Below are 15,815 nucleotides of genomic sequence, written 5' to 3'. Positions count from 1 at the left end.
CCGATGAACGCTGTCCTCACGACGGTGAGTCTGCTGGGCTTCCTCGCACTCACCGCCGGCACAGCCCTCTTCGTCGCCGCCGAATTCTCGCTGACCGCCCTGGAGCGGTCCACGGTCGACAATGCCGTCACCACCTACGGCGATCGACGGTCGCGGCAGGTCCAGCATGCGCACCGGTCGCTGTCATTCCAGCTGTCCGGCGCCCAGCTCGGCATCACCATCACCACACTGATCACCGGTTACATCGCGCAACCCGTCCTCGCCCGACTGATCACGCCACTGCTCCGCGATCTCGGGGCGTCCAAGTCGACGGCCGACCTGATCGCGCTGATCATCGCGCTCGTCCTCGCGACATCGCTGTCGATGGTGCTCGGCGAGCTGATCCCGAAGAATGTGGCCATCTCCCGGCCGATGGCGACCGCACGCGCGACCGCCGGACCGGTGGCGCTGTTCTCGACGGTGTTCCGGTTCGTCATCAACGGCCTCAACGACAGCGCCAACGCGCTGGTCCGCAAGATGGGCATCGAGCCGGCCGATGAGTTGCGGTCCGCGCGGTCGGCCCACGAACTCGGTGCGCTCGTTCGCAATTCGGCCGCACAGGGCGCCCTGGACGCGGAAATCGCGACCCTGGTGCGACGTTCGCTGCAGTTCGGCGAGCTCACCGCCGAGGACCTGATGACCCCCCGCGTCACCATCGACTCGCTCGAGCGGACGGACACGGTGATCGACCTGATTCGCGCGTCCGCGCGAACCGGTCATTCTCGCTTCCCGGTGGTCGACGGCGATCTCGACAACATCCTCGGCATCGTGCACGTGAAGCAGGCGTTCACGGTCCCGGCCAAGGTCCGGGCCACCACGACCGTGGCATCGATCGCCCGCCCGATCACCGTCGTCCCCGACAGTCTCGACGGCGACGCCGTGATGGCCCGGGTGAAGAGCAACGGCCTGCAGGTGGCGGTGGTCATCGACGAGTACGGCGGCACCGCCGGCATCGTCACCACCGAAGATGCGATCGAGGAGATCGTCGGCCGCGTCACCGACGAACACGACACCGGCGAAACCGCCGACATCACCACCGACGGCGACGGTTTCATCTGCTCCGGACTGCTGCGCATGGACGAGCTGGACGCCGAGATCGGATATCGCGGGCCCGACGGCGAGTATGAAACGCTGGGCGGCCTGCTGATGGCGACGCTCGGCCGCATCCCGGCCGTCGGCGACCGCGTGGAACTGCCGCAGCGCCAAGACAATTCCGAGGACGACGACCCGACCGCGCCGAGTTCGCCGCAGGGACCCGAATGGAGCGCGACGGTGCTGCAGATGGACGGCCGACGCGTCGACACGGTCCGAGTGATGCCGATCGTGGCGGGTGCCGACGATGAATGATCTGGTGGGCGTTCTCATCGCGGTGCTGCTGCTGGCGGGCAACGCGTTCTTCGTGGCGGCGGAATTCTCCCTGATCTCGGCGCGCCGGGACCGACTGGAAACCATCGTCGACGAGAGCAGCGGCGGCCGACAGCGGCGCGCGCGCACCGTCATCCGGGCGGGCGAACAGTTGTCGCTGATGCTGGCCGGCGCCCAGCTCGGCATCACCATCTGTTCGATCCTGCTCGGCCGGGTCGCCGAGCCGGCGCTCGCGCATCTGATCGAGAGCCCGCTGCACTGGGCTCACGTCCCGGGCGGCCTCACGCACCCGATCGCGTTCGTGGTGGCCCTTGCGCTCGTGGTCGTGCTGCACATCATGCTCGGCGAGATGGTGCCGAAGAACATCGCGTTAGCCGGCCCGGAACGTGCCGCGATGCTGCTCGTGCCGGCGCATCTGATGTTCATCCGGCTCGCCCGCCCGCTCATCGGTTTCTACAACTGGTCGGCGAATATCTCGTTGCGCGCGCTGCGCATCGACCCGAAGGACGAGCTCGAAGCGACGGTCACCGAGGGCGAGCTCGCGGTGATGCTCGCCGAATCACGCGACGAGGGACTGCTCGATGCGCAGGAGCATGAACGGCTGACCCGGGCGCTCACCACCTCGGCCCGCCCGGTGCGCGAGGTCGCGATCGGCCTCGACGACATCCACAGCGTCCCCGTCCACACGGATTCCGCGACGGGCCGACGCGGACCGACGCTCGGGTCGATCGAGGATGCGGTGGCCCGCACCGGATACTCGCGATACCCCGTTCGGGGGATCTCCGGGCGGGCGCCCGGGGGGAGTCCGTTCCTGGGCTACCTGCACGTCAAGGATGTGCTGGACGAGATCCTCGACGACTCCGTGCATGCCGACAGCATCGTCGGCGCGGACCGCATCCATCCGCTGCCCCGCATCGATGCGGACCTGCCGCTGGACGATGCGATCACCGCGCTACGCCGCGAGAGCTCGCATCTCGGGGCGGTCATCGACAGCGCCGGCACCACGATCGGCATCGTCGCGTTGGAAGATCTGGTCGAGGAGCTGATCGGCACCCTTCCCGACGGCACGCACCGCGTGTAGACGGCCGCCGAAACAAACGAGCCCGGGATCGGTGAGGATCCCGGGCTCGCTTCGGCTCGTTCAGCGCTTAGCCGACGTGCTGCGTCTTGATGAACGGCGCATTGACGGTCTTGCTGTAGTTGTCATACGCGATGCCGAGCGCCGGCAGGCCTACACCGACGGTGCCGGCAATGCCGCCGACACCGGCACCGAGCACGACACCTGCCAGGCACCCGCCGGGGCCGAGAAGGCAACCGGCGCCAGCGCCGATGGCCGTCCCGAGGAGGCTGCCGATGGCGATCGGCACGCCGACCTGGCTGCTGATGCGGCTCAGCGCCGCATCGTCGCGCTGCTGCTTGGTGGTGTAGCCGTTCGGGTCGGCGTTCAGCCATCCCGGCGGGGCCGGCTGCGGCTTCGCGGCGTCGGTACGCGGAATCAGCGTGACCTTGCGGCCGGCGGCCTGGGCATCGATCGGGTACTGCTTGCCGGCGATGACGAAGTTCAGCGGAATCGAGCTGACGACCTTCTTGTTCGCGTCGCGGATCTGCAGCTGGCCGTTATCGGTCACCAGGTCACCGGCGTCGGTGGTCATGACGATCTTCTGGCCGTCCAAGTGGGCCTGGTAGTGAATCGGAGCGGGCGCCGCGTTGGCCGCGGTCACCTGCCCTAGTGCCACCGCAGCCGCGCTGGCTGCGATCACTGCGGCACTGGTCGTGCGCTTCATGGATACCCTTTCTCATGCCCGCCGAGGCAGTCAGGCACGTGTCTAACAAGCGTGTCGAACCGGGTGTTGGGCTGACGATCACTTTCTCGCAACCTGAGCGAGACCCACCCGTGATACGCGTCACGGCACCTTAGCAAATGTGATTCAGACGGTCAATTGACACTGTGCAGAATGGTTGCTGGATAGTGAAGCTCGGTCAGAGCGCCATTACCCGACATGGTCCTCGTTCGTTAGAAATTCTAGCTATAAAAAGTCTGGGCGCCTATTCCCTCCGAAATCCGCGTGTACTGCTCGCCCATTCCCGGACGGGCAAACGGAACGATCGGCCCTCAGAATGGTGCATTGACCGTGTTGTTGTAGTTCGCCAAGGCGATCCCGAGCGCCGGAACGCCGATTCCCACGCTGCCGACAATCCCTCCGACGCTTGCCCCAAGCACCAGGCCCGCCAGGCAGCCGCCTGGCCCGAGCAGGCACCCGACACCGGCACCGATCGCGGTACCGACCAGGCTGCCGATCGCCAGCGGGACGCCGACCTGCGTACCCAGCCGCCCGAGCGCCGCGTCGTCACGCTGCTGCTTGGTGGCGTAGCCGCTCGCATTCGCCGCCTGAATGTACCCCGGCGCGACCCGCGCCTGCGCTGCATCCGTCCGTGGCGTCAGTGTCACGGTTCGCCCCGCGGCCTGCGCATCGATCGGGAACAGCCTCCCATTCATGCTGTACTGCAACGGGATCGAGCTGACGACAGTCTTGGCGGAATTGCGGATCTGCAACTGGCCGCCGTTCACGACGAGGTCGCCGGCGTCCGTCGACATGATCACCGTGTGGCCGACCGTCTTCGCCTGATAGTGGATCGGCTCCGGTGCCGCTGTCGCGACAGTCGCCTGACTCACCGCGACGGCGACCGCGCTGGCCGTAATGGTCGCGGCGCTGATGATGCGCTTCATGGGACACCTTTCTGCACCTGCCCGGGCGATTGCCCGGCAGGGGGCTGTGCATGCCGGTCGAAAACTAAGATCGCAACTGAATATCGAAAATGTTACGTCGGTCACAGTGGTGTTGAATACAGAATTAACAACTTGATAGGCCAAAATCCCGAGGCAATGGCGGCTATAGCGTCATATCGCCCAGGCCGGGCAACACTGTCGCGACTATCATCGACCGCGTCATGTTCAGCTCCGCCACCATCGTCAGCGCGCAGGAATGTCGCGATGCAATGGCCGCGCATCGGGAACGAGTCGACGGGCTGCTCGCCCGGCACCCGCGGCGGCTCGCCGACGGATCCGATCATCCGGTGTGGAGCTTCCTGTCGACGTACTACAGCTATCGGCCGGCGCAGTTGCGGCGCTGGCATCCCGGCTTCGGCGTTGTCATCCCGACCTCGGCCGCCGACCGGCACCGGGCACAGTCCGGATATGTCGATGTCGAGGCCGGCACGACCGTGTCGACCGAGCATCTGCTCCACCGCCTCGACACCGTGCGCTTCGTCGAGCGGCTGTTGACCACAACCGCGCGCCGGCCCGCCCGCCTCAACTGCTTCGGCATGCACGAATGGGCCATGGTCTACCGCGCCGACGCCGAGCAGATCCGGCATGGCGGTGTCGGACTGCGGCTGGGCGGCGCCGGTACCGACGCCGTCGTGGAGTCGATGGAGCTTCGCTGCACCCACTTCGACGCGTTCCGCTTCTTCACCCCGGCGGCGAAGCCGCTCAATTTCTCGAGGTCCGCGGATCTGAACAAGTCGCTGCCCCTGAGCCGCGCCGACCAGGTCGACGACGAACAGCCGGGCTGCGTCCACGCCGGCATGGACCTCTACAAGTGGGCGTACAAGCTCGCGCCACTGATCGATTCGGATGTCCTGATCGATGCCCTCGAGCTGGCGTTCGCGCTGCGCGAGCTCGATATGCGCGCCAGCCCCTATGATCTCCACCACCTCGGCTTCGCACCGATCGCCGTGGAGACCCCCACGGGGCGTGCGGAATACGTACGCCGGCAATCGGAGTTATCCCAGCGTGCGGCAGCCGTCCGGACCGCGCTGGCCGATCGTTGCGCCCGGCTGATCGCAGCCGCTGAGCAAGCGCCCGGCGGTGTAAGAGCAATTGTTACCGGCGAGTAAGCTTCGGCGTGTAGCGGCGCCTGGGCGTCCGTTCAATTTCGTCCGGGACACTTCCGTCAACTTCAGGAGAGGAACGCCATGACCGACCGCGTTGATATCCACGGGCTGCAGGTCGCCCGCGAGCTGTACGACTTCGTGAACAACGAGGCCCTCCCCGGCACCGGGGTGGACGCGGACGCGTTCTGGAGCGGCGCCGCCGGCGTGATCAACGATCTGGCGCCGCGCAACCGCGAGCTGCTGGGCATCCGCGACGACCTGCAGGCAAAGATCGATCAGTGGCACCTGGACAATCCGGCCACGGACGGCAAGATCGACTTCGCCGCGTATCGGCAGTTCCTCACCGATATCGGCTACCTGGTCCCGGTCCCGGACGACTTCCAGATCACCACCGGCGGCGTCGACACGGAGATCGCCGACACCGCCGGCCCGCAGCTGGTGGTGCCGATCCTCAACGCGCGATTCGCCCTCAACGCCGCCAACGCGCGCTGGGGCTCGCTGTATGACGCGCTCTACGGCACCGACGCCATCCCGGAAACCGACGGCGCCGAAAAGGGCAAGTCCTACAACAAGGTTCGCGGCGACAAGGTGATCGCCTTCGCGAAGGACTTCCTCGACACCGCCGTGCCGCTGGAACACGGCTCGCATGCCGACGCGACCCGGTACATCGTCAAGGGCGACAAGGTCGTCGTCGTGCTCGGCGACGACACCGACACCACCACCTTCGCCGACCCGTCCGCCTTCGCCGGATACACCGGAGATGCGTTGGCGCCCACCGGGATCCTGCTGCGCCATCACGGCCTGCATCTCGAGATCCAGATCGACCCCGACTCCCCTATCGGCGCCACCGACAAGGCCGGCGTCAAGGATGTGCTCGTCGAGTCGGCCATCACCACGATCATGGACTTCGAGGACTCGGTCGCCGCGGTCGACGCCGAGGACAAGGTGCTGGGCTACCGCAACTGGCTGGGCCTCAACCGCGGCGATCTCGCCGAAGAGGTGACCAAGGGCGACAAGACCTTCACCCGCACCCTCAACCCGAACCGCACCTACACCGCACCGGACGGCTCCACCCTGGAGCTGCATGGTCGGTCGCTGCTGTTCGTTCGCAACGTCGGTCACCTGATGACCAACCCGGCCATCCTGACGGCCGACGGCGCCGAGGTGCCCGAGGGCATCCTGGACAGCCTCATCACGTCGCTGATCGGCATGCACGGCCTGCAGAGCGAGGGCCTGCAGAACTCGCGGACCGGTTCGATCTACATCGTGAAGCCGAAGATGCACGGTCCCGACGAGGTCGCCTTCACCGCCGAGATCTTCGGCCGTGTCGAGCAGGTGCTCGGCCTGCCGACGAACACGATCAAGGTCGGCATCATGGACGAGGAGCGCCGGACCACGGCCAACCTCAAGGCCGCGATCAATGCCGCCTCCGAGCGCGTGGTGTTCATCAACACCGGCTTCCTCGACCGCACCGGCGACGAGATCCACACCTCGATGAAGGCCGGGCCGGTCGTGCGCAAGGGCGAGATGAAGTCGCAGACCTGGATCAAGGCGTATGAGGACTGGAACGTCGACACCGGCCTCCACGCCGGACTGCAGCACAAGGCGCAGATCGGTAAGGGCATGTGGGCGATGCCGGACCTGATGCACGACATGCTCGAGCAGAAGATCGGTCACCCCAAGGCCGGCGCCACCACCGCGTGGGTGCCGTCGCCGACCGCCGCCACCCTGCACGCCCTGCACTACCACCAGGTCGACGTGTTCGAGGTGCAGGACGAGATCGCCAAGCGCGATCCGGCCAAGATCGAGGACATCCTGACCATCCCGCTGGCGCCGAAGACCGATTGGTCGGACGCGGAGAAGCAGGAGGAGCTCGACAACAACTGTCAGTCGATCCTCGGCTACGTGGTGCGCTGGATCGACCAGGGTGTCGGCTGCTCCAAGGTGCCCGACATCCACGACGTCGCGCTGATGGAAGACCGTGCCACCCTGCGTATCTCGAGCCAGCTGCTGGCCAACTGGCTCGCGCACGGCATCGTCAGCGAGGCCGACATCGTCGCCTCGCTGCAGCGGATGGCCCCGGTCGTCGACCGGCAGAACGCCGGTGATGCCGGCTACCGCCCGATGGCTCCGGACTTCGATTCCAACATCGCCTTCCAGGCGGCGAAGGAACTGATCCTGGAAGGCGCCACCCAGCCGAGCGGCTACACCGAGCCGATCCTGCACCGCCGCCGCCAGGAGTACAAGGCCGCCAACGCCTGACGGTGACCAACCCCGCATCCAGGCCCCGTGAGCAGGAGATTTCGGTCCCCGCGCACGGGGCCTGTTGCGCCCGCTAGATTGGTTTCCCATGGACGCCGATGTCATCGTCGTAGGAGCAGGACTGGCCGGACTGGTCGCCACCTACGAGCTCACCAAGGCCGGTAAGAAGGTTCTCGTCGTCGAACAGGAGAACCGGAACAATCTTGGGGCGCAGGCCTTCTGGTCACTCGGCGGGTTGTTCCTGGTGAACAGCCCCGAGCAGCGGCGACTGGGCATCAAGGATTCGTTCGATCTGGCCTGGCAGGACTGGCAGGGATCGGCGCAGTTCGACCGGGAGCGCGAGGACCACTGGCCGCGGCAGTGGGCGCGCGCGTACGTGGAGTTCGCCGCCGGCGAGAAGCGCTCGTACCTGCACGATCTGGGTCTGCGGCTCACGCCGTTCGTCGGCTGGGCCGAGCGCGGCGACGGCACCGCTCTCGGACACGGCAACTCGGTGCCGCGCTTCCACATGACCTGGGGCACCGGACCGGAGGTGGTGCGCGTCTTCCTGGAGCCGGTCCTCGAGGCCGAGAAGCGCGGCCTGGTCCGGTTCGCATTTCGCCATCAGGTCGACGAGCTGATCACCACCGACGGTGTGGCGCACGGTGTCCGCGGCACCATTCTGTCCGCCACCGACCTGCCGCGCGGCCAGAAGTCGCCACGAACTCGATACGGCGAGTTCGCTTTTCACTCCCAGGCAGTACTGGTCACCAGCGGCGGCATCGGCGGCAATCTCGATCTCGTGCGCAAGAACTGGCCCGAATACCTGGGCCGCGTGCCGGAGCGGATGATCTGCGGCGTGCCCGCACACGTGGACGGCCGGATGCTGGGTATTACCGAGTCGGCGGGCGCATCGATCGTCAACCGCGACCGCATGTGGCACTACACCGAGGGCATCATCAACTGGGATCCGATCTGGCCCGACCACGCGATCCGGATCATCCCCGGCCCGTCGTCGATGTGGCTGGACGCCCACGGCAATCGGCTGCCGCCGCCGTGCTTCCCCGGCTTCGACACCGTCGCCACGCTGCGGCACATCCTGACAACGGACCGCGACTACACCTGGCTGATCCTGACGCAGTCGATCATCGAGAAGGAGTTCGCGCTGTCCGGGTCCGAGCAGAACCCGGACGTCACCGGCAAGGACTACAAGCTCGTCCTGCAGCGGGTCCGCAAGGGCGCCCCGGGTCCGGTCGAGGCCTTCAAGCAGCACGGCGAGGACTTCGTCGTCGCCGACTCGCTCAACGAGCTGGTCGCCGGCATGCATCGGGTGTCCGGCGAGCAGCTGTTCACCCTGGGCGACATCGAACATCAGGTGAGCGCGCGCGACCGCGAGATCGACAACGCCTACTCCAAGGACGCGCAGATCACCGCAATCCACGGTGCCCGCAACTACCGCGCCGACAAGCTGATGCGAATCGCGGCGCCGCATAAGCTGACCGACCCCGCGCACGGTCCGATGATCGCCGTGCGGCTGAACATCCTGACCCGCAAGACGCTCGGCGGTATCGAGGCCAATCTGGATTCCCAGGTGATCAAGTCCGACGGCTCCGCATTCGACGGCCTGTACGCCGCCGGCGAGGTCGCCGGCTTCGGCGGCGGCGGCGTGCACGGGTACAACGCGCTCGAGGGCACCTTCCTCGGCGGCTGTATCTTCTCCGGTCGGGCCGCCGGACGCGCGCTCGCACGGGATCTGGCCTGATGGGCCGCCATCGCGGTCGCGACCTTCGGCGCGGCATCAGTCCCGCGCTGCTCTGGTCCGCGCTGGTTGTCGTCCTGGTCGTCACCGCCGGTGTGCTCTGGGCGGCCCTCGGCGACCGCGCCGACAAGCAGGCCGATCAGGCCGCCAAGACCTGCACTGAGGGGCCCGCACAGGTGGCCGTCGCGGCCGATCCGGCCCTGGTCGACGGTCTCAAAGCGCTTGCGCAGCAATACAACGACACCCACCCCGTGGTCCGCGACAAGTGCATCACGGTGGAGGTGGCCCCCAAGGATCCGGCGGCCGTGCTGGACGCTCTGAAGAACGGCTGGGATCCGGCTGCCATGGGACCGATGCCGGCGCTCTGGATTCCCGAATCGTCGGTCTGGACCAGCCAGCTCACCGCGGCCAACCCGGCGATGGTGAGCGGTCAGGCGCGGTCGCTGGTGACCTCCCCCGTCGGGCTGGCGGTCGCCGGCGACGCGAAGGACAAGTTGGACGGCAAGTTCAGCTGGTCGGACATTCCGGCCCTGCAGCAGGAAGACAACAGTCTGCGGTCCCACGGGCTCGATGACTGGGGATCGCTGCGGCTGGCCATGCCGACGGGCCCACAGTCCGACGCGACCTTCCTCGCCGCCCAGGCGATCGCGTCGGCGGTGAGCAAAGCCGATCCGCTCACGGCCCAGGCCGCCGCCTCCGAAGCGGTCAAGCGGGCGCTCGCCGACTCGCTCGACGGCGCACCTCGGACTACCGATGGCGGACCGCTGTCGGGGCTCGCGGCGCTCAACACGCCGACGCCCGCGAAGGCACCCCTGCATGCGGTCCCGGTGACGGAGCAGCAGTTCTACGCGACGCTGAAGGCGCAGCCGACGCTCAACATCTCGCTCATCTACCCCACCGGCAAGGCTCCGGTCGCCGACTTCCCGGCGGCTGCCCTGGCCGGCAACGGATTGACGGGCGCGCAGACCGGCGGCGCCGACGAGTTCCTGACCTTCATCAGCAGCGACGGCCGCCTCAAGGCGCTGGAAGCCGGCGGCTTCCGGGTGTACGGCAATGCGCCGACCGGACTCGGGTCAGTCAGCTTCGTCAGCCCGGACGTCCTGCAGAAGCCTGACCAGGACGCGCAGAACGCCGTCACCACCGCGGTGACGGCGGCCCGTTAGGCGTCGGCGAAGGCCTCCGGCGACGGGCAGCTGCAAATGAGGTTGCGGTCGCCGTAGGCACCGTCGATCCGCCGGACCGCCGGCCATACCTTCGGGCGGGCCCCACCGGATGGCAGGCCGTTCGGGTAGACCGCGATCTCCCGCGAGTAGGGGTGATCCCACTCGCCCACCAGGCATTCGGCCGTGTGCGGGGCGCCGCGCAACGGATTGTCGTCGACGGTCCACTCCCCGCTCGCGACCCGGTCGATTTCGCCGCGGATCGCGATCATGGCGTCGCAGAATGCGTCGATCTCGCGGAGATTCTCGCTCTCGGTGGGCTCCACCATGAGCGTGCCGGCGACCGGGAAGCTCATCGTCGGTGCATGGAATCCATAGTCCGCCAGTCGTTTCGCGACATCGTCGACGGTGACGCCGGTCTCCTTGGTGATCTGCCGCAGGTCGAGAATGCACTCGTGCGCCACGAAACCCTGTGCGCCGGTGTACAGCACCGGGAAGTACTCGTCGAGCCGGCGGGCGATGTAGTTCGCCGACGCGATCGCGGTGAGCGTCGCGCGGCGCAGCCCCTCGGCACCCATCATCGCGATGTAGGCGTAGGTGATCGGCAGGATCGAGGCCGAGCCGTAGGGCGCGGCCGACACGGTGAGCGTGCTGGACAGTTCGTCGACCAGCGGATGCCCCGGGACGAACGGCGCCAGATGCTCGCGAACGCCGATCGGGCCGACGCCCGGCCCGCCGCCGCCGTGCGGGATGCAGAAGGTCTTGTGCAGGTTCAGATGGCTGACATCGCCGCCGAACCGACCCGGGCGGGCAAGTCCGACAAGCGCATTCAGATTGGCGCCGTCGATGTACACCTGGCCGCCGGCGTCGTGCACCGCGGCGCAGATGTCGCCGATCTCGTCCTCGAACACGCCGTGCGTGGACGGGTAGGTGATCATGATGCCGGCGAGCCGGTCGGCGTGGTCGGCGATCTTGGCGCGCAGATCGTCGGTGTCCACGTCGCCCGACTCGCGGCTCGCGACGACGACCACCCGCAGCCCGGCCATCACGGCCGACGCGGCGTTGGTGCCATGCGCGCTCGCGGGGATCAGGCAGATGTCGCGCTGTTCGTCGCCGCGGCTGCGGTGGTATTCGCGGATGGCCAGCAGGCCGGCGTACTCCCCCTGCGATCCGGCGTTGGGCTGCAACGAGACCCGGTCGTAGCCGGTGACGGCGACCAGCATGTCTTCGAGCGTGGAGATGAGCTTGCGGATGCCGACGGTCTGCTCCGCGGGCGCGAACGGATGCAGGTTCGCGAACCCGGGCCAGGTGATCGGCTCCATCTCGGCGGCAGCATTGAGCTTCATCGTGCACGATCCGAGCGGAATCATGCTGCGGTCCAACGCAATATCCTTGTCGGACAGCTCGCGCAGATACCGCAGCATCGCGGTCTCGGTGCGGTAGTTGTGGAACGCGGGGTGCGTCAGGAACGACGACGTGCGGCCGGACAGCTCCGGGCCGGCCGGTGCGACTTCGGCGACGCCGAAGGCCGCCAGGACTGCCGCGACATCGTCGTCGGTGGTCGTCTCGTCGCACGCGATCGACACGTGATCGGCGTCCACCCGCCACAGATTGATGCCGCGCTCATTCGCCGCGGCGACCACCGCGTCCGCCCGACCGGGCACCTGCGCCAGCACGGTATCGAAGAAGTCGTTGTGCACCAGGGCATCCCCGAGCGCCGAGGCGATGGCCCGGGCGTGTCCATGAACTCGACGCGCGATGGCGGTCAGCCCCTCGGGGCCGTGGTAGCTGGCGTACATCGCGGCGATGATCGCGAGCAGGACCTGTGCGGTACAGATATTCGACGTCGCCTTCTCGCGACGGATGTGCTGTTCGCGGGTCTGCAGCGACAGCCGGTAGGCCAGGTTGCCGTCATCGTCCTTGGAGACGCCGACCAGCCGCCCGGGCAGCTGCCGAGCGAGCTTGGTGTGCACCGATAGGTACCCGGCGTGCGGCCCGCCGAAGCCCATCGGAACGCCGAATCGCTGGGTGGTACCGAAGCAGGCGTCGGCGCCGAGTTCGCCGGGCGGGGTGATCAGCGTGGCCGCCAGCAGGTCCAGGCCGACGCCGACGAGGATGCCCCGCTCGTGCGCGGCCTCGATGATCGGACCGCAGTCGACGACGCGGCCGGAGGCGCCGGGCACCTGCAGGATCAGGCCGAAGTAGTCGCCCTCGGGCAGGGGTGCGGTGGCATCGATCGTTACGACCTCGATGTCCAACGGCTCGGCACGGGTCGCGATGACCGCGGCGGTCTGCGGGAACAGGTCGGCGTCCACCAGCAGCTTCGGCGACTTGCTCTTGCTCGCACGGCGCAGCAGCGTCATGGTCTCGGCGGCGGCGGTGGCCTCATCGAGCATCGACGCGCCGGCGATCTCCATGCCCGTGAGGTCGGCGACCATCGTCTGGAAGTTGAGCAGGGCCTCGAGCCGGCCCTGGCTGATCTCCGGCTGGTACGGCGTATACGCCGTGTACCACGCGGGATTCTCAAGAATGTTGCGGCGCAACACCGCCGGGGTGTGCGTGCCGTAGTAGCCGAGACCGATCATCGACGTCGCGACGGTGTTCGCCTCCGCGAGCTCGGCGAGTTGCGCCAGCGCCTCGGGTTCGGTGAGCGCGGCGGGCAATGCCTCCAGGCCGTTGCCGTCGGCCGGATCGGCGATCACCGCGGGCACCACCTTGGCGGCGAGGTCCTCGAGGGAGTCGACACCGATCACGGTCAGCAGCTGCCGCAGGTCGGTGTCGTCGGGCCCGACATGACGGTCTGCAAAGAGGTCAGGGTTGTGTGCCATGGTGGGACCTTCGTGTGGCCCGGACGTCATGCCCGGGCGGGGCCCCCTCCCTCTGTCATGGGCCTGAGAGATTCCGTGGCGATCTATCGCCACGTTTCACCATCGGCGGATGGGCGAACCCATCACTTTCCAGAGACGCCGGCACGCGACACGGTCCGGGTGCCTGAGAGTTTGGCGGAGAGGTGTTGCTCCTTCGGCGGCCGCAGGCGCTCAGTACCTCGAGTGCTTGCGACGCTCTCCCGTGCTGCAGCGGCGCACGGTCAGTCTACCCACCCAGGATTGCCGGACCTGAACGGTCGGGCCGTTACCTCGATCACGAGTCGCCGGCGGCGCTCATGTCGATGTCGACGAAGAGCTCCGACGCCAGTCCTTCGAGCTCGGACCGCACCGCCAGCAGGTCCGTCGCCGGCGGTACCCGCACGTCCAGCTGCGCCTCGAACAACAGGCCGCCGGCCATCGGGGCCTCGCGGGTGCCGGCGGTCATGGTGTCGATCGTGATTCCGGCGGCGCCGAGGACCTTCGAGACCTCCTGGATAATCCCGGCACGATCGTTGCCGAGCACCCCGATCGTCAGCGCCGACCAGTCGTCGCCGGCGCCATCGTCCGCGCCGGTGGCGTCATGCACCGCGACCTCGAGGAGTCCGTCGAGACTCGTGACGGCACCGATCAGGGCATCAGCATCCTCGGTCGACACGGCGACCACCACGATGCCCGCGAACTTGCCCGCGAGCCGGGCGAGCTGACTGCGTTCCCAGTTGCCGCCGTGCGACGCGATCGCGTCGGCGAGCGCGGAGACCAGGCCCGGGCGATCGTCACCGATCACCGATAGCACGAAACTACGCATAGACGGCAGTACTAGCCGGTCTTGCGGGCTTTGTTGCGCCGACGCGACGCGAGCTCATCCTCGGGAGACGGGTCGCTCTCGCCGCCGTCGGCACGCTCGGCCGGGAACTCGGCGATCGTGCCGGTGAGTTCGCGCATCGCACCGCTGACCGCGATGCCGAAGACGCCCTGACCGCCCTGCAGCAGGTCGACGACCTCTTCGGCCGAGGTGCACTCGTACACCGTGGTGCCGTCGGAGAAGAGGGTGATCCGAGCGAGATCCTCGACGCCGCGCTTGCGGAGATGGTCAACCGCGACGCGGATGTTCTGCAGCGAGATGCCGGTGTCCAGCAGTCGCTTGACGATCTTGAGGACCAGGATGTCTTTGAAGGAGTACAACCGCTGGCTGCCCGATCCGGCCGCGCTGCGAATCGACGGGACGACGAGCCCGGTGCGGGCCCAGTAATCGAGCTGGCGATAGGTGATGCCGGCGATCTGGCAGGCGCTCGGCACGCGGTAACCGACAAGATCGTCGGGAACGGTGTCGTTCGGGAACAGCCCGGGGGCGACATCCTCCAGGGTCCCCTGGGTGCCACCCTCACCATTGTTCGGCTGATCTACCACTGATCGCTCCTTGCGTCCTGTCCAGCTCTCAAGATTACGCGCCTGTGAGTAATCCCGTACGCCTTACTCACCGGGTGCTGGATGCGACGTTACGGCCGGGCGCTCGCGCGATCAACGCGACGCGCGGGGTGCCTAACCCTGAAGTCGAGGTTCAGAGTCAACTGTGACGCGGCGGTGGCTGTTCCGTTACCAACCACCGGCAAACCCGCAGCTCAGTCGCCTTCCCCGCCCTTGAAATCATCGGGCGACACGTTGTCGAGGAACTCCTTGAACTTCTCGACCTCGTCTTCGCGACCCTCGGTGGATTCGCCGTCGACGCCCTCCTCCGGCAGCTCGAGCCCCGCCTCGTCGAGGACTGAATCCTCTGCCACGATCGGTACCTCGGCCCGCAGCGCGATGGCCACGGCATCCGACGGCCGCGCCGACACGCGCAGGTCGTCGTCAAAGATCAGATCGGCGTAGAAGGTGCCCTCCTGCATGTCGACGATCCGCACCTCGATCAGCTGGCGGTCCATCGCCGCGATCAGGTTCACGATCAGATCGTGGGTCAGCGGCCGGGGTGGCTCGATCCCCTTCTGCTGCAAGGCGATCGACGCCGCCTCACTCTGGCCGATCCAGATCGGCAGGTAACGGTCGCCGACGCGCTCACGCAGCAGCAGCACCGGCTGATTCTGTGGCGCTTCGACCCGGATTCCGACAACACGCATCTCGCCCATCGCAGTCTCCCTCGCTCGCGAGTCGCCTCTAATCCAATACGTCGCGGACCGCGGCCTTCACCAACTGCGTATGCAGAGTGACCGACAGCGCCGCAATCTCCCTAATCAGTTCCTCGGCTCGCTCCCGCGGGCCGGTCCCCTTGCCCTTGGCGATCGGGTTCGCGATCTGCCCAACCAGGCCGGCCTCGCGGTCGGCCGACACCTTGAAGGCCCGCAGGTGCCGGGTCTCCAGACCGTAATCGGCCAGTGCCGCAGCGGCTTCGACCAATGCCGCGGCGTCCTCGTCGAAGTATCCGCCCGGGCCCGGAGTCAACAGGCCGCCGCGCTGCAATTCGAGGATGAACGCCGAATCGACGCCGGTCCGCTC

At 67.5% G+C, this 15,815-nt stretch carries 12 protein-coding genes, 1 pseudogene and 2 riboswitches; of the genes and pseudogenes, 6 read left to right on the top strand and 7 right to left on the bottom strand.

The features are described from left to right. Positions 1–3: 3 nt before the first annotated feature. Together G341_RS0102815 and G341_RS0102810 are read left to right on the top strand one after the other, a co-directional pair. Positions 4–1,386, top strand: coding sequence for a hemolysin family protein (locus G341_RS0102815; protein ID WP_018177589.1), 1,383 nt, complete (start codon positions 4–6; stop codon positions 1,384–1,386). Then, positions 1,379–2,485, top strand: a complete 1,107-nt coding sequence (locus tag G341_RS0102810) for a hemolysin family protein (protein WP_026303169.1) — start codon at positions 1,379–1,381, stop codon at positions 2,483–2,485. Before G341_RS0102815 ends, G341_RS0102810 begins: the two co-directional genes overlap by 8 nt. Positions 2,486–2,552: 67 nt before the next feature. On the opposite strand, the gene G341_RS0102805 is transcribed toward G341_RS0102810, so the two are convergent. Together G341_RS0102805 and G341_RS20785 are read right to left on the bottom strand one after the other, a co-directional pair. Then, the gene (locus G341_RS0102805; RefSeq protein ID WP_026303168.1) at positions 2,553–3,188 is read right to left on the bottom strand and encodes a DUF8020 domain-containing protein; all 636 of its coding nucleotides are present in this window, start codon (positions 3,186–3,188) and stop codon (positions 2,553–2,555) included. 329 nt (positions 3,189–3,517) lie between these two features. After that, on the bottom strand, positions 3,518–4,132 hold the full coding sequence (locus G341_RS20785) for a DUF8020 domain-containing protein (protein WP_018177586.1): 615 nt from the start codon (positions 4,130–4,132) through the stop codon (positions 3,518–3,520). A 221-nt stretch (positions 4,133–4,353) separates the two neighbouring features. On the opposite strand from G341_RS20785, the gene G341_RS0102795 reads away from it, so the two are divergent. The 4 genes from G341_RS0102795 to G341_RS0102780 all read left to right on the top strand — a co-directional run bounded on the left by G341_RS0102795 (position 4,354) and on the right by G341_RS0102780 (position 10,461). Then, positions 4,354–5,301 carry a hypothetical protein gene (locus G341_RS0102795; RefSeq protein WP_018177585.1) on the top strand — a complete coding sequence of 316 codons (948 nt, stop codon included), beginning with the start codon at positions 4,354–4,356 and terminating at the stop codon, positions 5,299–5,301. A gap of 78 nt (positions 5,302–5,379) precedes the next feature. Then, the gene (locus G341_RS0102790) at positions 5,380–7,560 is read left to right on the top strand and encodes a malate synthase G (RefSeq protein ID WP_018177584.1); all 2,181 of its coding nucleotides are present in this window, start codon (positions 5,380–5,382) and stop codon (positions 7,558–7,560) included. Between the two features lie 88 nt (positions 7,561–7,648). After that, the gene (locus G341_RS0102785; protein ID WP_018177583.1) at positions 7,649–9,301 is read left to right on the top strand and encodes an FAD-binding dehydrogenase; all 1,653 of its coding nucleotides are present in this window, start codon (positions 7,649–7,651) and stop codon (positions 9,299–9,301) included. Then, positions 9,301–10,461: a hypothetical protein gene (locus tag G341_RS0102780; RefSeq protein ID WP_018177582.1), complete on the top strand. Its 1,161-nt coding sequence runs from the start codon at positions 9,301–9,303 to the stop codon at positions 10,459–10,461. The genes G341_RS0102785 and G341_RS0102780 overlap by 1 nt, the downstream gene beginning before the upstream one ends. Here the strand turns inward: G341_RS0102780 and gcvP are convergent. The 5 genes and pseudogenes from gcvP to G341_RS0102755 form a co-directional block, all read right to left on the bottom strand. Beyond that, positions 10,458–13,286 (bottom strand): aminomethyl-transferring glycine dehydrogenase, encoded by a 2,829-nt coding sequence (gcvP, locus tag G341_RS0102775; protein WP_018177581.1) that lies wholly within the window; start codon positions 13,284–13,286, stop codon positions 10,458–10,460. The genes G341_RS0102780 and gcvP overlap by 4 nt on opposite strands. 42 nt (positions 13,287–13,328) lie before the next feature. After that, positions 13,329–13,427: riboswitch (glycine riboswitch) on the bottom strand. Further along, positions 13,428–13,538, bottom strand: a riboswitch (glycine riboswitch). Positions 13,539–13,599: 61 nt separating this feature from the next. Then, entirely contained in the window at positions 13,600–14,130 is a 531-nt protein-coding gene (locus G341_RS0102770) for a glycine cleavage system transcriptional repressor (protein ID WP_018177580.1), read from the bottom strand. 11 nt (positions 14,131–14,141) lie between these two features. Further along, entirely contained in the window at positions 14,142–14,732 is a 591-nt protein-coding gene (locus G341_RS0102765; protein WP_018177579.1) for a MerR family transcriptional regulator, read from the bottom strand. 212 nt (positions 14,733–14,944) lie between these two features. Next, positions 14,945–15,448 carry a bifunctional nuclease family protein gene (locus tag G341_RS0102760; protein ID WP_018177578.1) on the bottom strand — a complete coding sequence of 168 codons (504 nt, stop codon included), beginning with the start codon at positions 15,446–15,448 and terminating at the stop codon, positions 14,945–14,947. A gap of 28 nt (positions 15,449–15,476) precedes the next feature. Beyond that, positions 15,477–15,815: pseudogene (locus tag G341_RS0102755) on the bottom strand (transcriptional regulator FtsR); the annotation flags it as partial.

The organism is Jongsikchunia kroppenstedtii DSM 45133, assembly GCF_000380485.1.
GTDB classification, from domain to species: domain Bacteria; phylum Actinomycetota; class Actinomycetes; order Mycobacteriales; family Mycobacteriaceae; genus Jongsikchunia; species Jongsikchunia kroppenstedtii.
The sequence above is the reverse complement of the archived record's forward strand: the minus strand, read 5'-3'. Positions and strand labels throughout refer to the sequence as shown.